The 22181-nt window shown below is 72.6% G+C and carries 23 protein-coding genes; 9 read left to right on the top strand and 14 right to left on the bottom strand.

Annotated features, from left to right (window positions below; translation table 11 throughout):
* Positions 1–145 precede the first annotated feature (145 nt).
* On the top strand, positions 146–844 hold the full coding sequence (locus AC0VYD_RS10215) for a hypothetical protein (RefSeq protein ID WP_475479636.1): 699 nt from the start codon (positions 146–148) through the stop codon (positions 842–844).
* Between the two features lie 21 nt (positions 845–865).
* Here AC0VYD_RS10215 and AC0VYD_RS10210 read toward each other — a convergent pair whose 3' ends face one another.
* The gene (locus AC0VYD_RS10210; protein ID WP_452543757.1) at positions 866–1609 is read right to left on the bottom strand and encodes a GTP pyrophosphokinase; all 744 of its coding nucleotides are present in this window, start codon (positions 1607–1609) and stop codon (positions 866–868) included.
* Positions 1610–1741: 132 nt separating this feature from the next.
* On the bottom strand, positions 1742–3244 hold the full coding sequence (locus tag AC0VYD_RS10205; protein WP_475479635.1) for a carboxylesterase/lipase family protein: 1503 nt from the start codon (positions 3242–3244) through the stop codon (positions 1742–1744).
* A 285-nt stretch (positions 3245–3529) separates the two neighbouring features.
* On the opposite strand from AC0VYD_RS10205, the gene AC0VYD_RS10200 reads away from it, so the two are divergent.
* Positions 3530–4489, top strand: coding sequence for a quinone oxidoreductase family protein (locus AC0VYD_RS10200; protein WP_475479634.1), 960 nt, complete (start codon positions 3530–3532; stop codon positions 4487–4489).
* Positions 4490–4514: 25 nt separating this feature from the next.
* Here the strand turns inward: AC0VYD_RS10200 and AC0VYD_RS10195 are convergent, their stop codons facing one another.
* From AC0VYD_RS10195 to AC0VYD_RS10180, 4 genes are all read right to left on the bottom strand, one after another.
* Complete coding sequence (locus tag AC0VYD_RS10195; protein ID WP_191271259.1) at positions 4515–5102, bottom strand: helix-turn-helix domain-containing protein; 588 nt, start codon at positions 5100–5102, stop codon at positions 4515–4517.
* A gap of 196 nt (positions 5103–5298) precedes the next feature.
* The gene (locus tag AC0VYD_RS10190; protein WP_475479633.1) at positions 5299–6090 is read right to left on the bottom strand and encodes a tyrosine-protein phosphatase; all 792 of its coding nucleotides are present in this window, start codon (positions 6088–6090) and stop codon (positions 5299–5301) included.
* A 93-nt stretch (positions 6091–6183) separates the two neighbouring features.
* Entirely contained in the window at positions 6184–7083 is a 900-nt protein-coding gene (locus AC0VYD_RS10185) for an LLM class flavin-dependent oxidoreductase (protein ID WP_475479632.1), read from the bottom strand.
* A gap of 46 nt (positions 7084–7129) precedes the next feature.
* A complete protein-coding gene (locus AC0VYD_RS10180; protein ID WP_475479631.1) occupies positions 7130–7423 on the bottom strand; it encodes a GNAT family N-acetyltransferase in 294 nt (97 codons plus the stop codon).
* A 150-nt stretch (positions 7424–7573) separates the two neighbouring features.
* On the opposite strand from AC0VYD_RS10180, the gene AC0VYD_RS10175 reads away from it, so the two are divergent.
* Genes AC0VYD_RS10175 through AC0VYD_RS10160 form a run of 4 tightly spaced genes read left to right on the top strand, consistent with a single transcriptional unit; the run spans position 7574 to position 11339 of the window.
* The gene (locus AC0VYD_RS10175) at positions 7574–8329 is read left to right on the top strand and encodes an SDR family oxidoreductase (RefSeq protein ID WP_475479630.1); all 756 of its coding nucleotides are present in this window, start codon (positions 7574–7576) and stop codon (positions 8327–8329) included.
* 5 nt (positions 8330–8334) lie between these two features.
* A complete protein-coding gene (locus AC0VYD_RS10170) occupies positions 8335–9117 on the top strand; it encodes an SDR family oxidoreductase (protein WP_475479629.1) in 783 nt (260 codons plus the stop codon).
* The gene (locus AC0VYD_RS10165) at positions 9114–10127 is read left to right on the top strand and encodes a phosphotransferase family protein (protein ID WP_475479628.1); all 1014 of its coding nucleotides are present in this window, start codon (positions 9114–9116) and stop codon (positions 10125–10127) included. The genes AC0VYD_RS10170 and AC0VYD_RS10165 overlap by 4 nt, the downstream gene beginning before the upstream one ends.
* Positions 10128–11339 carry an acyl-CoA dehydrogenase family protein gene (locus AC0VYD_RS10160; protein ID WP_475479627.1) on the top strand — a complete coding sequence of 404 codons (1212 nt, stop codon included), beginning with the start codon at positions 10128–10130 and terminating at the stop codon, positions 11337–11339. It begins immediately after the preceding gene.
* Between the two features lie 112 nt (positions 11340–11451).
* Here the strand turns inward: AC0VYD_RS10160 and AC0VYD_RS10155 are convergent, their stop codons facing one another.
* Positions 11452–12066, bottom strand: coding sequence for a TetR/AcrR family transcriptional regulator (locus tag AC0VYD_RS10155; protein ID WP_475479626.1), 615 nt, complete (start codon positions 12064–12066; stop codon positions 11452–11454).
* 123 nt (positions 12067–12189) lie between these two features.
* The gene (locus AC0VYD_RS10150; protein ID WP_475479625.1) at positions 12190–12603 is read right to left on the bottom strand and encodes a VOC family protein; all 414 of its coding nucleotides are present in this window, start codon (positions 12601–12603) and stop codon (positions 12190–12192) included.
* A gap of 75 nt (positions 12604–12678) precedes the next feature.
* Here AC0VYD_RS10150 and AC0VYD_RS10145 point away from each other — a divergent pair, with 75 nt between their 5' ends.
* Together AC0VYD_RS10145 and AC0VYD_RS10140 are read left to right on the top strand one after the other, a co-directional pair.
* On the top strand, positions 12679–13293 hold the full coding sequence (locus tag AC0VYD_RS10145) for a TetR/AcrR family transcriptional regulator (RefSeq protein ID WP_475479624.1): 615 nt from the start codon (positions 12679–12681) through the stop codon (positions 13291–13293).
* A 37-nt stretch (positions 13294–13330) separates the two neighbouring features.
* Entirely contained in the window at positions 13331–13891 is a 561-nt protein-coding gene (locus AC0VYD_RS10140; RefSeq protein WP_475480234.1) for a GbsR/MarR family transcriptional regulator, read from the top strand.
* A gap of 29 nt (positions 13892–13920) precedes the next feature.
* On the opposite strand, the gene AC0VYD_RS10135 is transcribed toward AC0VYD_RS10140, so the two are convergent.
* From AC0VYD_RS10135 to AC0VYD_RS10110, 6 genes are all read right to left on the bottom strand, one after another.
* The gene (locus AC0VYD_RS10135) at positions 13921–14754 is read right to left on the bottom strand and encodes an ABC transporter ATP-binding protein (protein WP_475479623.1); all 834 of its coding nucleotides are present in this window, start codon (positions 14752–14754) and stop codon (positions 13921–13923) included.
* Positions 14751–15893 carry a FecCD family ABC transporter permease gene (locus AC0VYD_RS10130; protein WP_475479622.1) on the bottom strand — a complete coding sequence of 381 codons (1143 nt, stop codon included), beginning with the start codon at positions 15891–15893 and terminating at the stop codon, positions 14751–14753. The genes AC0VYD_RS10135 and AC0VYD_RS10130 overlap by 4 nt, the downstream gene beginning before the upstream one ends.
* Positions 15890–16906, bottom strand: a complete 1017-nt coding sequence (locus AC0VYD_RS10125; RefSeq protein ID WP_475479621.1) for a FecCD family ABC transporter permease — start codon at positions 16904–16906, stop codon at positions 15890–15892. Before AC0VYD_RS10125 ends, AC0VYD_RS10130 begins: the two co-directional genes overlap by 4 nt.
* 10 nt (positions 16907–16916) lie before the next feature.
* Positions 16917–17954 (bottom strand): iron-siderophore ABC transporter substrate-binding protein, encoded by a 1038-nt coding sequence (locus AC0VYD_RS10120; protein ID WP_475479620.1) that lies wholly within the window; start codon positions 17952–17954, stop codon positions 16917–16919.
* A 261-nt stretch (positions 17955–18215) separates the two neighbouring features.
* Positions 18216–19367, bottom strand: a complete 1152-nt coding sequence (locus tag AC0VYD_RS10115) for an FAD-dependent monooxygenase (protein ID WP_475479619.1) — start codon at positions 19365–19367, stop codon at positions 18216–18218.
* A gap of 71 nt (positions 19368–19438) precedes the next feature.
* The gene (locus AC0VYD_RS10110) at positions 19439–21112 is read right to left on the bottom strand and encodes a glycoside hydrolase family 13 protein (protein WP_475479618.1); all 1674 of its coding nucleotides are present in this window, start codon (positions 21110–21112) and stop codon (positions 19439–19441) included.
* A gap of 208 nt (positions 21113–21320) precedes the next feature.
* Here AC0VYD_RS10110 and AC0VYD_RS10105 point away from each other — a divergent pair, with 208 nt between their 5' ends.
* A complete protein-coding gene (locus tag AC0VYD_RS10105) occupies positions 21321–22121 on the top strand; it encodes a cyclase family protein (RefSeq protein ID WP_475479617.1) in 801 nt (266 codons plus the stop codon).
* Positions 22122–22181 lie beyond the last annotated feature (60 nt).

Raw genomic sequence — 22181 nt, 5'->3', positions numbered from 1 at the left:
AAACCCGATCCCGCGCGCCGACCGGTCGGTACCGCTTCCGCCGGTGCGGCATCGACGCATGTCAGGCCGCCTGTCACTAGCGTGAGCACCGGGATCGGGGCCGCCCCGACGGTCGTCGGTCCGCCACACGAAACACGGAGGGCCCATGGGCGGGACGAGCGAGGCGAGTACCGGAACCGAGCCGCGGCCGGAGCGGGGCAACGCGCACCTGTGGTCCGCGGGCACCACGGCGGCCGGTGCCGCCTTCGTGTTCGTCCTGCTGCGCCTGATGGCCGTCACCCACTATGACTGGCGGACCGCGTTCGGGCTGGCCGACGCGATCGACTTCGGCGACGCGGTCACCGTCGTGGTGGGGACCTTCCTCGGCGCGGAGCGGATCACCCTGTGGCTGATGGCGTTCTTCGTACCGTTGACCGCGGCCGGGCACCTGCGCCACCTGCGCGAGGGCAACCGCTCCCCCGGATCCCTGCTGGTCGTCGTGGCCCTCGCGGTCGTGTTCGCGGCCGCCGTGCTCTCCTTCTCCGCGTGGCCCGCACTGGCGGCGGCTCTGGCCTGGTTCGCGTTCCTGGTCCTCGTCGACCTGCGCAGCGGCCCCGTCCGCCGGTTCTTCCACCGCCTCGTCGCCCGGGTCGGGATCCTCGCCCTGGCCGCGGTCCTCCTCGGGGCGGCCGTCGTCGACGAGGTGTGGGTACCCGCCGAACGCATCGAACTCGGGGACGACGAGGTGGTGCACGCCTACGTCGTCCAGAACGGCAGCCAGTTCCTCACCGTGCTCACCGCCGACACCCGGGAGAAACGGATCCTGCTCTCCCGCGAGGTCACCTCCCGCACCGAGGCGGACTGATCCCCGGCGCCGCGCCCGGGATCAGTCGGAGCGCTCGGAGTTGACCCGCTCGGCCAGGGCGACCAGCAGCTCGTCGGCCAGCGGCAGCTTGCGCAGTTCCTCCGGCCCCGGCAGCGGGGTCCCGGCCCGGTCCCCCTGCTCCCGGACCTCGGCGTGCAGGCGCTCCATGGTCACGTCCAGCCGGTTGGCGGTCTCGGCCGCCTCGCGGAGCTCGTCGAGCAGTTCCTGGGGTACGGACTTGGCGTACTTGTAGTAGATCTTGTGTTCCAGGCTGGCCCAGAAGTCCATCGCGATGGTGCGGATCTGGATCTCCACCGGCACGTCCAGGGTGCGGTCGGACATCCGCACGGCTGTCTCCACCAGCAGGTGCAGGCTGCGGTAACCGTTGGGTTTGGGGTTGCGGACGTAGTCGCGCTCCTCCATCACCGTGATGTCCTCGTGCCCGGCCAGCATGTCCCGGATCTCGTAGGTGTCCGAGATGAAACTGCACGTCACCCGGATCCCGGCGATGTCCAGGATGGCTTCGCGGATCTGGTTCAGGTCGTAGGGCACCCCGCGCCGGCGCGCCTTCTCCATGATGCTCGCGGGGGTCTTGAGCCGGGAGCTGACATGCTCGATCGGGTTGTGGTCGTGGGTGTAGCGGAACTCCTCGTTGAGGATGTTCACCTTCGCCATCACCGTGTCGATGGCGAACTTGTAGGACATGAGGAAGCGCGCGACGTCGTCGCGGGCGGACAGCAGCGCCTCCGGAACGTCCTCCACCATGAAACAACCCCCGTCACACCAGTAACCGACCCCGTATCCGCATGCTATCGATCCGGATACCGGTCGGGAGCCGGTGTGCGACGGGGGCTGCCGCGAGGCCTCGCGCACGCCCTCCGCGTCGGGGGCCGCGCCCTAACGGGAGGGGATCGGCACGTCCGCCCACAGGGCGCGCACCGGGGAGGCGTCACCCTCCGCCAACGAGTCCTCCGTGTCCCAGGTGCGCACCACGGTCGTGCCGGGACGGACCGCGGGCCACCCCGGGTCGCCGGTGGCCGCGAAACCGCTCCAGGCCGCCACCATGCGTTCGGACAGCGCACGCAGGCCCGCGTCCGGCTCCCCGTCGCAGAGGAACACCGCCAGGTCGCAGTCCAGGTTGCCGAACGCGAAGGGCAGGTCGAAGGCGTGGCAGGCTCCCAGGCGGCCCTCCATCACGCGGCTCTGGGCGGCGAACCGGAAGAAGTACGCGCTGCCGCCGCCCGCCGCGTGCGCCTCGGCCAGCCGGACGGAGTACTCGCAGAACAGGGCGTCGCCGCGGATCTCGTTGAAGAGGTCGCGCAGGGAGGCGTCGGGGTACACGGACCGGTAGGCCTCGACCGCGCCCTCCCCCAGGCCGAGGCGGCTCGCGGTGTGCGCGAGGGCCTCCTCACCGTCGATCTGCACCTGTTGTCCGAGTTCGGTGAAGAGCCGGTACTCCTCGGTGTTGTGTCCGACGAGCAGGTCCGTTTCGGCGACGGCGCCCCGGGCGACCGCCTCCAGCGGGGGTTCGGGGAGTTCGGGGCCGCCGATGACGGGCGCGTAGCAGGTGAACGCCTTGGTGCGCACGCCCTCGCCCTCCTGGCCGCTGCCGGACAGGACCTCGTCGGTGGCCTCCAGGATCTTCTCCGGTGCCAGGGCTGCCAGGGCCTCGGCCTCCAGCGGCACCCCGGCGGCCTTGGCCACGGCCTCGGAGACGGAACGGGCGACGTCGACGGTGACCATGTCGCCGGGGACGCTGTGCGCGACGACGCGGTGGAAGAGCCCGCGCGTCTCGGGCGAGGTCATCAGGCAGACCACGGAGCCGGCGCCCGCGGACTCCCCCGCGATGGTGACGTTGCCGGGGTCCCCGCCGAACCCGGCGATGTTGTCGCGTACCCAGCGCAGGGCGGCCGCCTGGTCGAGCAGGCCCCGGTTGTCGGGGCGGCCCGGAACGTGGCCGAAGCCCTCGAAGCCTAGGCGGTAGTTGACGCTGACCACGACCAGGCCGCTTTCGGCCAGCCGGGTGCCGTCGTAGAGGGCCTCGGAGCCGGAGCCGACGATGTAGGCGCCGCCGTGGATCCACACCAGGACCGGGGCGTCCTCCCCTGCCGTCGCCGGGGTCCAGACGTTGAGGACGAGGCAGTCCAGGGAGGTGCCCGGGTCCCAGTGGGCCGCGCCGATCATTTGGTTGCCCTGGGGCGGCGGGGGGCCGAATTCGGCGCAGTCGCGCGTTCCCTCCCAGGAGGGTGCGGGCGCGGGCGCGGCGAAGCGGTGCTCGCCGAAGGGGGCGGCGGCGTAGGGGATACCCCGGTAGACCGTGACCCGACCGTCTCGGGAGCGCGGCGAGGGGACCCCGCGGACCCGGCCGTTCACGGTCGTCACGGTGTGTTCGGCGTCCACGTGTGCCTCCTTGGGAGTCGGTAGCACACCCACCTAACACCGTTAGTTTTGGTCGCGCAAGACCTCGCCACGCCCCGGGAACGCACCCGGTCCGGTCACCAGGTGGGCCGCAGCGGCGGCGGAGGGGTCCGCGGGCGGCCCCGCGGCGCACGGCCGGGCCCGCGGCCGCGAGGGGCCAGGCCGTGCGAGCGAGATCCGATCCGACCACCAGGCCGCGCCCCAGGGCATACCACCTGGTCGGTATGATGCCTGCTGATGCCGCTCAACCAGTAGGAAGGGCCCACCATGCGTGCCATCCAGATCACCGAGTTCGGCGGACCCGAGGTCCTCACCCCCACCGAGCTGCCCGACCCGGAACCGGGCCCCGGCGAGATCCTCGTCGACGTCGCCCGCAGCGGCGTCAACTACGCGGACACCCACCAGGCCGAGAACACCTACCTGGCGCCCTCCACCCTGCCGATGGTCCCGGGCGCCGAGATCGCGGGGCGGACCGCGGACGGCCGCCGGGTCGTGGGACTGCTCACCGGAGGCGGCGGCTACGCCGAGAAGGCCTCCGCCGACCCGAACACCCTCTTCGAGATCCCTGAGGGGGTCTCCGACGAGGCCGCGCTGGCCCTGGTCGTGCAGGGGGCGACCGCCTGGGTACTGCTGCGCAAGAACGTGCGCATGGAGCCCGGTGAGTCGGTGGTGGTGCACGCCGCCGCCGGCGGTGTGGGCACGCTCGCCGTGCAGCTGGCCAAGCACTTCGGCGCGGGCCGGGTGATCGCGGTCGCCAGCAGCGAGGAGAAGCGCAAGCTGGCACTGGACCTGGGCGCGGACGCCGTAGTGGACTCCGCCGCCCCCGACATGACCGCAGCCCTGATCGAGGCCAACGAAGGCCGCCGGGTGGACGTCGTACTCGACATGGTGGGCGGACGCGTCACCGACGAGAGCGTGCGCGCGCTGGCGCCCTTCGGCCGACTGGCCTTCTACGGGATGGCCTCGCGCGAGCAGCCCAAGTCCGTGCAGCTGCCGAACCTGATGCGTTTCTCGACCACCGTGAGCGGCATGTGGCTGCCGCACGCCTGGCTGCTGCCGGGTGACGTGGTCGGCGGTGCGATGCGCGAGATGTTCGCCCTGGTCGCCGAGGGCCGCCTGCGGCCGGTCCTGGGCCAGAGCTACCCGCTGTCCGAGGCCCGTCGCGCCCACGAGGACCTGCGCGGCCGCGGGACCGTCGGCAAACTGACCCTGGACACCTCGGCCTAGAGCCGGGGTCCGCGCGCCCCCGGGGCTACGGCGAGGGCCGGTAACGGGCCCTGATGTGGAACCGTTCGCCCTGGGGGCCCAGCAGGCTCAGGAACTCGACCGGCTGTGCGCCTCCGTTGCCGAACCAGTGCGGCAGGTGGGTGTCGAACTCGGCGACCTCACCCGCGGCGAGCACGAAGTCCTGGTCGCCGAGGATCAGGCGCAGGCGCCCGTTGAGCACGTAGAGCCAGTGGTAGCCCTCGTGCGAACGGGGCTCCGCCAGGGGCTCGTCCGGCCCGGGCGGAAGGATCTGCTTGAAGGCCTGCAGCCCGCCCGGTTTGCGGGTGAGGGGGACGACGGTCATACCGTTGCGGGTGAACGGCCGGGGGAACACCCGCGGATCACCGCTGTCCGGGGCGCCGACGAGTTCGTCCAGCGGAACCTGGTAGACCTTCGCCAAGGGTAGGAGTAGCTCCAGCCCCGGCTTGCGCTGACCGGACTCCAGCCGGGACAGCGTGCTGACGGCGATACCGGTGGCCTCGGACAACCCGGCCAGGGTGCTTCCGCTCCGGCGGCGCAGCGCGCGGAGCCTCGGACCGACCGCGTCCAGCACGGTCTCGAAGTCGTCGTTCACTCTCCGACAATAGCCACGGACTTGCCGACCGCGCAAAGTCCGTTGTCGGTTTCCCAATTCCGAGGGCGAGCGTTTGCCGGTGCCGGTGCGGTGGCCTCTCAGCTTGCCGCCAGACACTGACAAGCGTCACCTTGACGACGTAGATCACATATCGGGCATTTCTCGGATCCGGCTCACGCCGGTCCCGCAGGCCCGGTCAGCTCAGGAGCCGGTCCCGGACCCGGACGAGGTCCTCCTCGGCGGCCCCCGCCTCCAGGAGGCGGTCCCGCGCGTCCAGGTCCCCGAGGACGTCGAGGACACTGCCGCGCACCGTCAGTCCGCGGTCGGCCAGCAGGGACTCGACCGCCGGCCCCTGGTCCTTGCGCCCCATCGCGGCGAACAGGGGTCCGAGCGCGGCGGTGGAGAGCGCGTAGTCCTCGGCGATCGCCTCGGCCTCGACCTCCGCCAGGGCGAGCAGCAGCAGAGCGACCAGGCCGGTGCGGTCGCGTCCGGCTCCGCAGTGGAACAGGACGCCGCCGGGCGCGGACCGTGCCAGCGCGGTGATCACCGCGGCGCACCGTTCGGCCTTGCGTTCGAGGAAGGGGCGGAAGTAGAGCGGGGTCCCGTTCAGCTGCCCGCGGTTGATCTCCCGCCAGAACTCGACGTCCTCGACGTGGTCCAGGGGCACCTCCAGACGCGTCATCCCCGGGGGGAGGGGCGCCCGGGGCGTCGTCGCGGGGAAGGGGACGGATCCTCCCCGGCCCGTCAGCCCCTCACCCGGAGCCGGCCGGATCTCGTCCGGGTTGCGCAGGTCCACGATGGTGCGCACACCGGCGGCACGGGCGGCCCGCCACCCCTGGGCGGTGACGAAACGCGGGTCAGCGGATCTGACGAAGGCCCCGGGACGGGTGGTCCGGCCGTGGCGGGTGGGGAGGCCGCCGAGGTCACGGGTGTTGAAGAAGCCTTCCCAGGTGATCTGTCTGCTGCCGCTCGTGGAAGCCAGGGCCACTCCCCCCGTAGGAACCGGACGCGGGAGCGATCGTTCCCCCTGACGGCGCGGCGACACCGCCCGGGAGGCCTTCGTGCGCTCTCACCGCGGACCTCAGCCCCGGGCCCGGCCGACGGCCTCCCGCACCGCCGGGGCGACCTCGGCGGCGAACAGCTCCACCTGCCCGGGCGAGTCCCGCGCGGGGCCCAGGACGAACGTGTCCATCCCGTACTCCACCGCGAACTCCGTCAGCTGCTCCACCCACTTGCCCACCGGGCCGTCCAGGGGGTTGTCCGAGGCGCCCGTCTCCCCGATGGTCCCCCACAGGTTGTACACCCGGCGGATCGAGGCGGGGTCGCGCCCCGCCCGGGCCGCTCCCTCGTCGATGCGCTCGTGCATCCCGGGCAGCTTCTCGGGTCCGGCGAAGGCGTAGGAGGGCACCCAGCCGTCGGCCACCCTGCCCGTCTCCCCGAGCAGGCGCGGACCCAGCACCCCCAGCCAGATCCCGATGTCGTGCACGGGCCGCGGTCCGGGCTTGACCCCGGCCAGGCGGTAGTGCTCGCCCTCGAAGCGCACCGACCGCTGGTCCGACCACAGCAGGCGGATCACCTCGACCGCCTCCAGCAGGGCGTCGGCGGCCTCGCGCGGACTGCGCCGGGGCCCGCCCATGGCCTCGATCGCCTCCCAGAAGCCGCCCGCGCCCAACCCCAGCTCGAACCGCCCTCCGGAGAGGACGTCCAGGCTCGCGGCGTTCTTGGCCATGACCGCGGGCGGGCGCAGCGGGAGGTTGGCCACGTCGGGGAAGACCCGCAGCCGTTCGGTGCGGGCCAGGACCGCGGCCATCAGGCTCCAGGTGTCCAGGTGCCGCCGCTGGTAGGGATGGTCCTGGATTCCGGCGAAGTCGAGTCCGCCGCGTTCGGCGGCGTCGACCACGGCCAGGGTGCGTTCCAGCGCGGCGGCCTCGGGTGAGGGGAAGACACCGAAGCTGATCTCGCGCCCGTAGTCGATGCTCACTCTCGGCCTCCTGCGACGGGTGACGGGTGGTCGGGGCCCGGGGCGCTCACTCGCCCGGGGAGCGGTACACCAGGTCGGCGTAGTCGCGGTGGCGTTCGATCCACCCCTTGACGAAGGGGCACAACGGGAGCACGGCCAGCTCGCGGCCGCGTACGTCGTCGAGCGCCTCGCGGACCAGGACGCTGCCCATCCCCCTGCCCTCGAAGGCGGGGTCGATCTCGGTGTGGGTGAAGGTGATGAGGTCGTCGGTGAGGATGTACTCGGCGTATCCGGCGACCTCGCCGTCGGCTCTGACCTCGTAGCGGCGCTTGTCGGGAACGTCGGTGACCTCGGTGGCCATGGCGGCACCTCCTGTGTGTCCGGTGCGGGCGCCCCTTGCCCGCGTCCGAGCCATTCTCGCCCTTGACCTGCCCGCGTACCCCTTGCGGCACGCACCTTCGCGGACATAGAGTCTCCCTGACATACCGACCAGTCGGTCTAAGGAGTACGCATGACTTCGCGGTTCGGCGGGCGCACCGCCATCATCACCGGTGCCAGCCGCGGCATCGGCCTGGCCATCGCCCAACGGCTCGTCTCCGAGGGCGCCCGCGTGTGCATCACCGCGCGCAAGCCCGAAACCCTCCAGGAGGCGGTCCAGGCCCTCGGCGGCCCCGAGCACGCCATCGGCGTCCCCGGCCGCGCCGACGACCCCGAGCACCAGGACGCGGCGATCGCCGCCACCCTGGAGGCCTTCGGTAGCGTCGACCTGTTCGTCAACAACACCGGGATCAACCCGGTCTACGGCCGCATGGTCAACCTCGACCTGGACGCCGCCCGCAAGATCTTCGAGGTCAACGCGCTCTCGGCGATCTCCTGGGTGCAGAAGGTCCACAGGGCCTGGCTGGCCGAGCACGGCGGCGCCATCGTCAACGTCTCCTCCGTGGCCGGGACCAAGCCCGCTCCGGGTATCGGCTTCTACGGGGCCACCAAGGCCATGCTCAGCCACATCACCGAGGAGCTCGCGGTGGAACTGGGCCCGGACATCCGGGTGAACGGCGTCGCCCCGGCCGTGGTCAAGACCCGCTTCGCCGAGGCCCTGTACGAGGGGCGCGAGGAGAAGGTCGCCGCCCAGTACCCGCTGGGCCGCCTGGGCCTGCCCGAGGACGTCGCGGGCGCGGTCGCGTTCCTGCTCTCCGAGGACGCCGCGTGGGTCACCGGCCGCACCCTGGTGCTGGACGGCGGCGTCACCCTCACCGGAGGGGTGTGAACGGCATGGAGCTGAACGACATCGGAGCCGTGGTCACCGGCGGCGGCAACGGGATCGGCGCGGCGGTCGCCCGCCGGCTGGCCGGGGCCGGGGCCCGCGTCGTGGTCAACGACCTGGACGCGAACGCCGCCGAGGCCGTGGCGGGCGAGATCGGCGGGATCGCCGTGCCCGGGGACGCCGCGAGCGAGGAGGGCGTCACCGCCCTGATCGCCGAGGCCGGGGCCCACCTGGGCGGGATCGACCTGTACATGGCCAACGCCGGGGTCGCCGTCAGCGGCGGCCCCGAGGCACCGGAGGCCGACTGGGACCTGTCCTGGCAGGTCAACGTGATGGCGCACGTACGCGCCTCCCGGGAACTGCTGCCGGGCTGGTTGGAGCGCGGCCGCGGCCGCCTGCTCACCACCGTGTCCGCTGCGGGTTTGCTCACCATGCTGGGCAGCGCCCCGTACTCGGTGACCAAACACGCGGCGCTGGCCTTCGGCGAGTGGATGTCGGCCACCTACGGGGACCGCGGCATCACCACGCAGTGCGTGTGCCCCCTGGGCGTGCGCACCAACATGCTCGACGACTCGGGTTCGGGAGGGCAGGCCATCCTGGCCGGGGACGCCATCACCCCCGAGGAGGTAGCCGACGCCGTGATGGCGGGGCTGGCCGACGGGCGCTTCCTCATCCTGCCCCACCCCCAGGCCGCCGACTACTACGCGGCCAGGGCCACCGACACCGACGCCTGGCTGGCCGGGATGCGCCGGCTCCAGGCCAAGGTGTTCAGCGACGAGGAGCAGGCATGAGCGACGAACTTCCCGGCCTGGACCTGGACCGGCTCCGCTCCCATCTGGACGGCGAAGCCCCCGGGCTGGTCTCGGGTCCGCTCAGCGGGGAGGTGATCGCGGGCGGCAAGTCCAACCTGACCTACGTGGTCACCGACGGCACCAGCTCCTGGGTGGTGCGCCGACCGCCGTTGGGGCACGTACTGGCCACCGCGCACGACATGCCCCGCGAGTACCGGGTCATGACCGCCCTGCACGAGACCGCCGTCCCGGTGCCGCGCACCCACCTGCTGTGCGAGGACACCGAGGTGCTGGGGGCGCCGTTCTACGTCATGGAGCACGTGCGGGGCACCCCCTTCCGCACCCGCGACGAGATCGCCCCGCTCGGGGCCGAGGGCGTGCGCAGGGTCGCCGACGGGCTGGTCACCACGCTGGGCGACCTGCACGCGGTGGACCCCGAGGAGGTGGGTCTGGGTGACTTCGGCCGCCCGGCCGGCTTCCTGGAGCGCCAGGTGCGGCGCTGGAGCAAGCAGCTGGAGGCCTCCCGCAGCCGGGACATCCCCGGGATCGACGAGCTGCGCGACCGGCTCGCCGCCTCGCTGCCCGAACAGTCCGCGCCCGCGATCGTGCACGGCGACTACCGGCTCGACAACGTGCTGGTCGACGGGGACGGACGGCTCACCGCGGTACTGGACTGGGAGATGGCCACGCTCGGCGACCCCCTCGTCGACCTGGGCCTGATGCTCGTCTACCGGGAGCAGCCGGTCACCGGCGGCGGTCTGCCCGCCACCTCGGCCGAGGGTTTCCCCCACTCCCCCGAACTGGTCCAGATGTACGCGGCCGCGACCGGTCGGGACGTGTCCCGGCTCGGCTGGTACGTGGCCTTCGGTTGCTTCAAGCTCGCGGTGATCGCCGAGGGCATCCACTACCGGCACAGCCGGGGACTCACCGTGGGAGCGGGCTTCGACGGGATCGGCGACGTCGTCGCCCCTCTGGTGGAGCGCGCCCACACCATGCTCAAGGAGGACTAGATGGACTTCGCCTACGACGCCGAGACCGAGGAACTGCGCCAGCGGCTCCTGACCTTCATGGACGAACACGTCTACCCCGCGGAACCCGTGTTCGAGGCCCAACTGGAGGAGCGCACGGACCCCTGGGCGATCCCCCCGGTCGTCGAGGACCTCAAGGCCGAGGCCCGCAAGCAGGGGCTCTGGAACCTGTTCCTGGCCGGGCACCCCGAGCACGGCGGACTCCCCAACCTCCGGTACGCGCCGCTGGCCGAGATCACCGGGCGCAGCTCCCGCCTGGCCCCCATGGCCCTGAACTGCGCCGCCCCCGACACCGGGAACATGGAGGTGCTGACCATGTTCGGCACCCCCGAGCAGAAGAAGCAGTGGCTGGAACCGCTCCTGGACGGCAGGATCCGTTCCGCCTTCGCCATGACCGAGCCCGACGTCGCCTCCTCCGACGCCACCAACATCACCACCCGCATCGTCCGGGACGGTGACGAGTACGTGGTCAACGGGAGCAAGTGGTTCATCAGCGGGGCGCTCAACCCGGCCTGCGAGATCCTGATCGTGATGGGCAAGACCGACCCCGAGGCCGAGCGGCACCGGCAGCAGAGCATGGTGCTGGTACCGCGCGACACCCCGGGTCTGCGGATCGGTCGCGGCATGAGCGTGTTCGGTTTCGACGACAGCGACCACGGCGGCCACGCCGAGGTGTTCTTCGACGACGTGCGCGTCCCCGCGCAGAACCTGATCGGCGGTGAGGGTGAGGGGTTCGCGATCGCGCAGGCCCGTCTGGGCCCGGGCCGCATCCACCACTGCATGCGTTCCATCGGCGTCGCAGAGCGGGCCCTGGAGCTGACCTGCAGGCGTGTGCTGGACCGGGTGGCCTTCGGGCGGCCCCTGGCCGAGCAGGGGGTGGTCCGTGAGTGGATCGCCGAGGCCCGGGTCGCGATCGAGCAGCTGCGCCTGCTGGTGCTCAAGACCGCCTACCTGATGGACACCGTGGGCAACAAGGGTGCGCACAGCGAGATCCAGGCGATCAAGATCGCCACCCCGCGCACGGTGGAGTGGATTCTGGACAAGTGCGTCCAGGCGCACGGCGCCGCCGGGGTCAGCCAGGACCTGCCGCTGGCCGCCTGGCAGGCGGGGATCCGTTCGCTGCGGCTGGCGGACGGGCCCGACGAGGTGCATCTGCGCTCGCTGGCCCGTGCGGAGCTGCGCAAGTACGCGTAGCGGCCGTCGACGGCCGGGAACGGCGCGTTCCGAAGGGCCGGGGGTGGTCGGCGCCCCCGGCCCTTCGGCTGCGCCGGGGGTCGGGCCGTTCCCCCGGGGCCGGATCCGGAGGTCAGGCCCCGGGGCGCAGGCCCGCCAGGAGCAGGTCGGCGAAGTGGCGGCCCACGTCGGTGCCGGAGAGCTCTCCCTGGCTCCGGTACCAGGTGCCCAGGTGGTGCACCGAGCCGAAGAAGTAGTCCACGACCAGTTCGGCGGGCACGTCGTCGCGGAAGACGCCCTCGTTCTGGCCCTGCCCGATCATGGCCCGGAAGAGCTCGTGGTACTTGCGGCGCTCGGCGCGGACGCTGCGCTGTTTCTCCGGGGCGAGCTGGTGCATGGACCGGAAGAAGATCTTGGTGTCGTCGAGGTTGGCGATGCTGGTGACGATGACGTCGGCGGCGGCCGCGTGGACGCGTTCGGCGACGGGCGCCTCGCGGGAGGAGATCTCGACGAGGTGGTCGGTCTGCATCCGCAGGACCCGGGCGTAGATCTCGTGGAGCAGGTCGTCCTTGGAACCGAAGTAGTGGTACATGGCGCCCTTGGTGACGCCCGCGGCGGCCACGACCTCCTGTACCGACGTGCTCTCGAACCCCTTCTCGGCGAAGAGCCGCGTGGCGGCCCCCAGCAGGCGTTCGGGCACGGTCCCGCGCTCGGCTCCGGTTTCGGCCGTCCGCTGTCCTCGTACCATGTCCCGCCTCACGTCGTGCCCCCGTTCCCTCGGTGGTGATTCGGCCACCGACCGAGCCAGCATACCGACCGGGTGGTACCCGGCGTGCGGGCACGGGCCCTCGGGAACGGGGACCGGAGGCGGTCAGTCGAGGTACTGCTCCGCGTACTCGCCGGAGGGCTCGATCGGGGTGATGACGTCCACCAGGATCCCGGCGGGGTCGGTCACGATGAAGTGCCGCTGGCCGAAGTCCTCGCTGCGCAGGGACAGCACGGGTTCGAGGCCGCCCCGGACCACGAGCCGCTCCCACTCGGCGTCCGCGTCGGCGACCTCGAAGTTGAGCAGCACGCCCCGGGCCGCGTCCCGGTGGCCCTCGGGCAGGGTCGGGTGCCCCGCCTCCAGCAGGCCGAGCTCGTAGCCGGGCGACCCGGGGTGGCGCAGGCTGACGTACCAGTCCGCCACGAAGGCGTCCTCGAAGCCGAACCACTCCCTGTAGAAGGCGTGGCTCTCCTGGAGCCGGGGTGTGCACAGGACGGGGTAGAAGCTCTTGAGCCTCATGGATCTCCTTTCACATACCAACAGTATGTCGAGTTACACTATTGACGTACCATCGGTATGTCAAGAGGAGGACCGTTGCCCAAGGACACCGGGGCCCGGGCCGAACAGCGCGCCCGGACCAGACGGACACTGCTCGCTCAGAGCCGCCGCCTGTTCACCGAACACGGGTACGGCGGGGTGGGCCTGGCCGAGATCGTGGCCGCCTCGGCGGTCACCAAGGGCGCGCTCTACCACCACTTCGACGGCAAGCCCGCGCTGTTCCGCGCCGTCCTGGAACAGGTCCAACAGGAGGTGGGCGCCGCCGTGGCCGGGGCCGCCGAGGCCCGGACCGACCCGTGGGAGCAGCTGACCGCCGGGTGCCGGGCCTTCCTCACCGCCAGCACCGCACCCGACGTACGCCGGATCATGCTGGTGGACGGCCCCGCCGTGCTGGGGTGGAACCAGTGGCGCGCACTCGACGAGTCCTCCTCCGCCCGCCACCTGGAGGAGTCGCTCACCGAGCTGGCCGAGTCGGGGATCCTGCGCCCCCAACCGGTCGCCCCCCTGGCCCGCCTGCTGTCCGGTGCCATGAACGAGGCGGCCCTGTGGCTGGCCGAGTCGGAAAACGGACAGGACCTGGAGGACGTGTGGTCGGCGCTGTCCCGCCTGCTGGAGTCCCAGCGCCGTCCGGGGACCCAGCGCCGTGACTGACACCGGAGCGCCCGGGCGGGGCGATATCGTGGCCCCCATGGCGCAGGGGGCACGACAGGAACGACCGTCGGAGGCGGATCCGGCCCGCGGGCCCGGGGACGAGGCGGACCGGTTCAGGGACGAGTTCGTCGGACGCTTCTCCGAGTACTGGAACTCCCAGGGCCGTCCCAGGACCGAGGGGCGCATCGTGGGCTACCTCCTGGTGGCCGACCGGGACGCGGTCAGCGCCGAGGAGGTCGCCGAAGGGGCCGGGGTCAGCCGGGGCTCGGTGTCGCAGTCGGTGCGCCGCCTGCGCGAGCTGGGCTTCGTGACCCTGGTCGAGGTGCCCGGCCAGCGCTCCCGGCTGATCAGCATGGACGAGGACGTGTGGGGCGGCTTCCTCCGCAACGAGCGCTCCTACCTGCGCCAGCAGCGCGATCTCGCCGCCAGCGCCCTGGAGCGCCTCCCCGGTCTGGGCGCGTCCTCCCGCACCCGGCTGCGCAACATGTACGACTACATGACCTGGCTGGACGGCTACCACGACGTCCTCCTGGAGCGCTGGGAGGAGTACAAGACGGCCCGGCCCGAGCGCGAGGAACCGGGGCCCGCTCCCCGCTGACCCCGCCCGCGGGGGCGGGGCCGCAGGACTCACCGGCTGGCGCGTTCACCCCGCAGGGCGCGCTCGTGCGGGATGACCAGCGGGGTGCCGGTCCGGGGGTCGGGGACCACGTCGCAGGCGAGCCCGAACACCGCCTCCACCCGCTCGGCCGTCACGACGTCCGCGGGTGCGCCGTCGGCGACCACCGCTCCCCCGTCCATCATCACCAGGCGGGTGGCGAAGCGGGCCGCCTGGGCCAGGTCGTGCAGGACCGCGACGACCGTGCGGCCGCGCCGATGCAGGTCGGCGAACAGCTCCAGCAGGTCGTACTGGTGGGCGATGTCCAGGTAGGTGGTGGGTTCGTCCAACAACAGGGTCTGGCTGTCCTGGGCCAGGACCATCGCCACCCAGGCGCGTTGGCGCTGACCGCCGGAGAGCGAGCCCACCGGGGCCCCGGCCAGCTCGGACAGCCCGGTGAGCTCCAGGGCGCGGGCGATGGCGGTCTCGTCCCGCGGGGTCCACTGGCGCAGCAGCGTGTGGTGGGGGAACCGGCCGCGTGCGGCAAGGGCCCGGACGGTGATGCCCTCCGGCGCGAGGGGGCTCTGCGGCAGCAGCGCCAGTCGGCGGGCGACCGCCTTGGGCCGTTGGGAGCGCATGTCGCGGCCGTGCAGGAGCACCCGGCCGGATTCGGGCCTGTTGACCCGCCCCAACGCCTTGAGCAGGGTGGACTTTCCGCAGCCGTTGGGGCCCACGATGACGGTGAACTCGCCCTCCTCGATACCCAGGTCCAACTCGCGCACGACCGGGTCGCCCCCGTAGCCGAGCGTGAGCCCCTGGGCGGACAGCACCGGTGCGGTTTCCTGACGCGCGTCCTCGCCGCTCAAAGAGTTCCCTTTCGCCATTCACGGATCAACAGGTAGCCCAGGTACACGCCGCCCAGGGCCATGGTGAAGAGGCCGACCGGCAGTCCGTCCCCGACGGGCGAGTGCTGGACGGCCAGGTCGGCGCAGACCAGCAGCAGGGCGCCCACCATCCCGGACAGGACCAGGTTGGGCCCCGGCGCGGCGCTCAGCCGACGGGCGATCTGCGGTGCGGTCAGCGAGAGGAACGCGATCGGCCCGGCGACGCTCACCGCGGCGGCCGAGAGCACCACGGAGAGGGCGACCGCCCCGGTGCGTGTGGCGGTGGCGCGGGCGCCCAGGGAGTCGGCGAGCTCGTCGCCCATCTCGTTGACGGTAATCGGCTTGGCCAGGGCCAGCACGAACGGCAGTGTCAGGGCCACCGCCAGCCAGATCGTCGCGGCGTGGTCCCAGGAGCGCGCGCCCAGGCTGCCGTTGACGTAGGCGGACAGGACGCTGGCCTGGTCACGGGCCATCACCGAGACCACGAAGTGGGTGAAGGCCGATGCCATGGCGGCCACGCCGATCCCGGCGACGATCAGCCGACCGGGGTCGCGCAGCCCGGTGCCGGTCACCAGGTACACGGTGACGATGGCCAGGACCGCACCGGCCAGTGCGCCCACGGGCACCGGGACCGCGCCCGGCAGCATCAGGGCGGCCACGGCGGCCCCCGCCCCGGCGCCCGGGGCGAGTCCGATCACGTCGGGGCTGCCCAGGGGGTTGCGGGTGACCGACTGGAAGAGGGCGCCCGCCAGGCCCAGGGCGACCCCGGTGCCCGCCGCCACGACCAGCCGGGGGCCGCGCAGGCGTTCGAGCACGAAGAGGTGGGTGGCCTCGCCCTGTCCGCCGAGCACCGCGGGCAGCTGGGCGAGGGGGACGCCGAGGCGCCCCAGGCTCAGCGTGGCGGCGGCGGCCGCGGCCAGGCCCGCCAGCACCAGCAGTGCCGCCGCGACCGAGCGCGGGTGCACCGGCAGGGCGAGGACGCGCCCGATCCGCAGCACGCGCCCGGTGGGGCGGACGTCCGAGGCCGGGAGGGGCCCGCTGCCCGGGGGGTTCGTGTCCGGGGATTCCGTATCCGGGGGTTCCGCTTCGGGAAACGGGTGCCTCGGGGTCGTCCGGCTCATGCGGCCCCCTTCGTCCTACGCAGTACGTACAGCAGTACCGGGGCGCCCACGAAGGCGGTGACCACGCCGACCATCAGCTCCATCGGCCGCACGACGGTGCGGCCGAGGACGTCGGCCGCCAACAGCAGCGTGGGGCCGGCCAGGAGCGCGAAGGGCACCTGGAGCCGGAAGTCCGCCCCCACCAGGGCACGCACCACGTGCGGGACGGCCAGGCCGACGAAGGCGATGGGGCCGGCCGCCGCGGTGGCCCCGGCGGCCAGCAGGACCCCGGCGAGCAGCCCGCCGGCACGGGTGACGGTGACGTTGGCGCCGGTGGCCACGGCCGCCTCGTCACCCAGGGCCAGCGCGTTGAGGCCGCCCATGACGGCCAGGGCGATGAGCAGGCCGGGGACGAGGACCGGCAGGACCGCCGTCACCACGTCGGTGCCGCGTCCGGCGAGGGAGCCCACCACCCAGTAGCGGTAGCTGTCGAAGACCTCGGGCATGCTCAGCGCGACGGCCTGCACGTAGGCGGTCAGGACGGCCGAGACCACCGCCCCGGCCAGGAGCAGGCGCACCATGCCGCCGTCGCCGCCCCTGGTGCCCACGGTGTGGGCGGCCAGTCCCGCCAGGAGTGCGCCGGGCAGCGCCCACCAGACCGTTCCGGCGACCGAGGTGGGGCCGAGCACGGCGGTGGCGGTGGCCACCGCGGCGGCCGCCCCGGCGTTCACGCCGAGCAGCCCGGGGTCGGCCAGCGGGTTGCGGGTGATGCCCTGCATGAGGGTCCCGGCCACCGCGAGGGCGGCCCCGGCGACCACCCCGACGAGGGTCCTGGGGATCCGGCTCTGCACCACGGTGACGGTGTAGGGGTCGGCGCCGCCGGCCAGGGCCCGCCACACCTCGGCGGGGGCCGTGGGCTTGCTGCCCGCGACCAGGCTGAGCAGGACCGCACCGGCCAGGGCCGCCGCGCCCGCGCCCAGCACGAGCACGGCGCGGGCGGGCCCGGCCTTCGGGGTCGTCGTCTTCACGTTCACCTGGGGTGGGTCAGTCGTCGAGCTGGTCGGCGGCCTCTTCGATGAGGGGCACGTAGCGGTCGATGACCCAGGGGACGGTGAGCGGGTTGATCAGCGAGGAGGCCGTGACGAAGGAGGTGTCGTCACTGGTGACCACGGCGCCCCGCTCGATCGCGGGAATGGCCGCGTACAGGTCCTGGCCCTCGATCTCGGCGCGGGTCTCGGGGTCGCTGTAGAAGGTGAAGACGAGGTCGCTGTCGGCGAGCTTGTCGGCGTTCTCCAGGCCGATGACGGCGGAGTCGGTGCCCTCGGCCTCGGGGAGGGTCTCCACGACCGGGTCCACCTCCAGGCCCAGTCTGCGGACCATGGCCACGCGCTGCTCGTCGGGCATGAAGACACCGAGGGTTCCGGGGCCGTCGGTGTAGATGTAGGAGAAGGTGAGGTCGGCGAAGTCGGGGTGGTCGGCGGCGGCCTGCTCGAAGCGCTCCTCGATCTCGGTGACCAGTTCCCCGGCCTCCTCGGGCTGGCCGAGCGCCTCGCCGATGATCTCGATCTGCTGGTCCCAGTCGGTGCTCCAGGGCAGGTCGGGGTAGGCGACCGTGGGGGCGATGTCGCTGAGGATGTCGTACTGCTCCTGTGTGACACCGGACCAGGGGGCGAGGATGACGTCGGGGGCGAGCTCGATGATCGCCTCGAAGTCGATGTCGTCGGCGCCGGCGAACTGTTCGGGGAGCTCCTCGCCGGACTCGGTGACGGCCTCGTGGATCCAGGGCAGGTAGCCGGTGTCGTCGCTGCCCCACTCGTAGCTCTCGATACCGACCGGCACGGTGCCCAGGGCGATGGCGGTCTCGGCGGAGCCCTGGCCGAGGGTGACCACGCGCTCGGGCCGGTCGGGGATCTCGGCGGTGCCCAGGGCGCTCTCGATGCTGACGGGGAAGGCGTCCCCGGCGGAGGCCGCGCCCCCGTCCGTGCTCTCGGCGCTCTCGTCGCCGTTGCCGCAGGCGGCCAGGCCGAGGGCCAGGGCCGCGGTGAGTCCGATACCGCCGACACGGCGCAGGGTGGGGTTCATGCTCACTGCTTTCTTGGTCACGGGGAGCGGCCGCGTCGTCTTCGGCGGGCCGTTTGCAGGGGGGCGCCCGGGTACGGGCAGCACAAAATCCAGGCATATCTGGGCAAATCCCCAATAGGAACATAGGTTAGTCTAACCTCACCTGAGGGGATTTCAAAAAATATGAAGCCCGAGCGCCGACTCGCCCGGTCCCGCACGCAGGACGGGCGCCCGTCCCGGTGGGAGGGGCGCCCGTCCTGCGTCGCGGTTCGGCGTCGCGGTTCAGGGACGGCGGTCGGTGAGCACATTGCTCACCCCGCCCAGATAGCCGACGTACCGGCGGGCGGCCATGGCACCGGCCCGCTCCCGGCCCAGGACGCGGGGCGCGGACAGGCGCAGGACCGCCTCCGCCCCCGAGGCCAGTAACGCCAGGGAGACGGGCCCCCTGCGGACCGATTCGTACCGGCGCAGCGCGGCGGCGGGGTCGGCGGCGGCCCCCTCCTCCGCGAGCGCCAGGCTCAGCGCCCACGCGTCCTCCAACGCCTGGTCGGCCCCCTGCGCGGCGGAGGCCGGGAAGGCGTGCGCGGCGTCGCCCAGCAGGGTCGCACCGCCCCTGCCCCAGACCCTGGGCACCCGGTGGCGGACGTGTTCGGTCAGCACGAGGTCCTCGTCCCGGACGTGTTCCAGCACCGTGCGCACGTCCGGGTCCGTCCAGTCGCCGAACAGCCTGCGCAGCACGGCCGCCGGGGACTCGGGGCGGGGGGTGCCCGGACGCCAGCGCACGTCGAACCAGCACCACACGAGCCCGTCCCCGGCCGGGGCCAACCCGCACGTGCCCTGCCTCCCCTGGACCAGGGCCGCGTCGGTGCCCGCCGCCAGGCCCACGGGCACCGGGGCGAGCGCCTGCCAGCTCGCCCACCCGGTGGGGCGGGCGGGGTCCCGGTCCCACAGGTCGCGCCGGGCCGCCGAGCGGGCCCCGTCGGCACCGACCACCACGTCACCCGTGGCGCTGCTGCCGTCACCGAAGAGCGCGCTCACGGTGCCGTCGGGGTTCACCCGTACCCGGGTGCAGGCCCGGCCGAAGCGCACCGTGCCCTCGGGCAGCCCCTCGGCGAGCAGCTCCAGGAGCGCGCTCCTGGGCACGGTCCGGCTCCCGGAGCCGTAGTGGTCGCGGGCCGCGTCCGTGTCGAGCGTATGGCGCACCCGCCCCGAGGGGTCGCGGTTGCGCACACCGTCGAGGCGCCGTCCGATCTCCCCGGCGTCCACGCCCAGGGCGCTCAGGGCGGCGGTGCCGTTCGGGTGGAGGCCGAGCCCGGCACCGTCGGAACGGAGGTCGGCCGCCCGCTCGTGGACCTCGACCGCGTGCCCCTGCCGGATGAGCCCTCGGGCCAGGGCGAGTCCGCCCGTACCGGCTCCGACGATGACGATCCTCATGAAAGCCCCAATTCCGCTCGCTCGGCTGCCAACACAGTACTCACGGCCCCGTTCCGCGAGGGGCGGCGCGGTCAGCGGGCCAGATGGATACGGGCCTCCCAGGGGCGCAGCGGGGCCAGGGCGTGTTCGGGCGCGGGGTAGTTGCCGAGCAGCAGTTCGGGTTCGGGTCCCGCCACGTCCCCGGGCAGGTCCACCCGCGCCGTCCGGTCGCTCCAGTTGGCCAGCACCAGCAGCACCTGTCCGTTGAACGTACGGGTGTAGGCGTAGACCAGGGGATCCTCCTCCAGCAGCGGGGTGAAGCTGCCGTGCGAGACGACCGGGTGCTCCTTGCGCAGCTCGATCAGGCGCCGGTAGTGGTGGAAGACCGACCCCTGGTCGGCGATCGCGGCCTCGGCGTTGATCCCGGTGTGGTTGGGGTTCACCCCGATCCACGGCGTCCCGGTGGTGAACCCGGCGTTCTCACCGGCGTCCCACTGCATCGGGGTGCGCGCGTTGTCCCGGCTCATCCGGGCGATGCCGGCCATGGCGGCGTCGGCGTCGACCTTGCCGGTCTCCACCATGGTGCGGTGGTAGTTGAGGGTCTCCAGGTCCCGGTAGTCGGCGATGTCGTCCAGGTGGGCGTTGGTCATGCCCAGTTCCTCGCCCTGGTAGACGTACGGGGTGCCCTGCATCATGTGCAGCGTGGTGGCAAGCGCGGTCGCGGACTCCACCCGGTACCGGCCGTCGTCGCCGAACCGGGAGACCGCGCGCGGCTGGTCGTGGTTGTTCCAGTACAGGCTGTTCCAGCCCCGGTCGTTCAGGCCCACCTGCCAGCGGTTGAGCGAGGCCTTCAACCGGACCAGGTCCAGCGGGCGGGGGTCGAACTTGCCGCCGGGGCCGTGGTCCAGGTCCACGTGCTCGAACTGGAACACCATGTTCAGTTCCCGGTTGACCGGGTTGGTGTGGATGCGCGCCTGCTCCACGCCCACCCCGGGCATCTCCCCCACGGTGAGCACGTCGCGCCCGGCGAAGGCCCGCTCGTGCATCTCGTGCAGGAACTCGTGCAGGCGCGGCCCGTTGACGGCGTGTTCGGCGAAGACGCCGTGGTCGCCGGCCACCGGCCCGTCCGGGAGGTCGGGGTTCTTGGACACGAAGTTGATGACGTCCAGCCGGAACCCGTCCGCTCCCCGGGCCAGCCACCACAGGGCCACCTCGTGCACGGCCGCGCGCACCCGCGGGTTCTCCCAGTTCAGGTCCGGCTGGGAGGGGCTGAACAGGTGCAGGTAGTACTCGCCGCGCTCCTCGTCGTAGGTCCAGGCGGGACCGGAGAAGACCGAGCCCCAGTTGTTGGGCGGACCCCCGTCCCGGCCCGGACGCCAGAAGTAGAAGTCGCGTTTGTCGTCGTCGCCCGCCCGGGAGGCGGTGAACCAGGGGTGCCGGTCACTGGTGTGGTTGACGACCAGGTCCATCACCAGGCGCATACCGCGCTCGTGCAGCCCGTCCCGGAGCCGGCCCCAGTCCTCCAGGGTCCCGAACCGGGGGTCGATGCCGGTGTAGTCGCTGATGTCGTAGCCGTTGTCGTGCCACGGCGAGGGGTAGACGGGTGACAGCCACACCACGTCCACACCGAGCAGTTTCAGGTAGTCCAGTTTCTCGATGACGCCGGGCAGGTCGCCGACGCCGTCGCCGTCGCTGTCGTTGAAGCTGCTCGGATAGACCTGGTAGACGACGCTGGACTTCCACCAGTCGGCGCTGGGTTCGGGCATGGGTTCCTTCTCCGCTCGTGGTCGGCTCACCATTCAATCGTTCCCGGGCCCGTGACGGCAGGGGAAACGCGTGGCGGATCCGCTTCGGTCCCCTCCTGCGCGCCGTGTGCGGCCCGGGGCAGGGCCGCGTGCCGGGGCCGGGGCGGGAGTTGACGTGCCCGGCCCGCCAGGCATAGGACCACAGGAGAGACCAGACGAAGGGGACGCCATGTGCTTGCACGGAACCGGTGAGACCGTCAGGGCCCGAGCCGAGGGCTCCGCGCCCGCCGGGCCGCCGACCCCGCCGGCCGCCCACCGCCCCTGGCCGAGGGGGTTCCGCAGGGTGGCCGACCTCAGCCACACCCTCTCCCCCGGCATGCCGTCCTGGGACGAGGACAAGCCCGTCCGGGAGACGCTCGCGCCGCCCGCGCCCGAGGGGGAGTTCGGGTTCTACGTGCAGCGGTGGAGCATGTCCGAGCACACCGGGACCCACCTGGACGCCCCCGGGCACGTGATCGGCGGCGGTCGGCTGGTGCCCGACATCGACCCGGGCGAACTCGTCGCCCCGGCCGCCGTGATCGACATCCGCGCCCGGGCCGCACAGGACCCCGACACCATGGTGACCGTGGACGACGTCCGCGCCTTCGAGCGCGCGCACGGCCGCATCCCGGCAGGGGCGGCGGTCCTGATGTGTTCGGGGTGGAGCGCCCGCTGGGCGGAGGGCGACGAGCGGGTCCGGGGCACGGCCGAGGACGGTTCGTGGCACTTCCCCGGGTTCTCCCCCGAGGCCTGCGAGTTCCTGGTCTCCCGGCGCGGCATCGCCGGAACGGGCGTGGACACGCTGAGCACCGACCCCGGGAACTCCACCGAGTTCCCCGCCCACGAGGTGGTGGGGCGCGCCGACCGGTGGGGGCTGGAGGCCCTGACCGGGCTGGAGCAGCTGCCGCCGAGCGGAGCGGTGATCACGGTGGGGGTGCTGCCCGGTCTGGACGCCTCCGGCGGCCCGAGCCGGGTGCTCGGCCTGTGGTGACCTTTCGGGGAACGGGACGGCCGGTCGGCCGGTTCGGGGGCAGCCGGTCGGCTGATTCGG

Source organism: Nocardiopsis sp. iso_40 (assembly GCF_056173285.1).
This window is presented reverse-complemented; position numbering and strand designations above follow the sequence as displayed.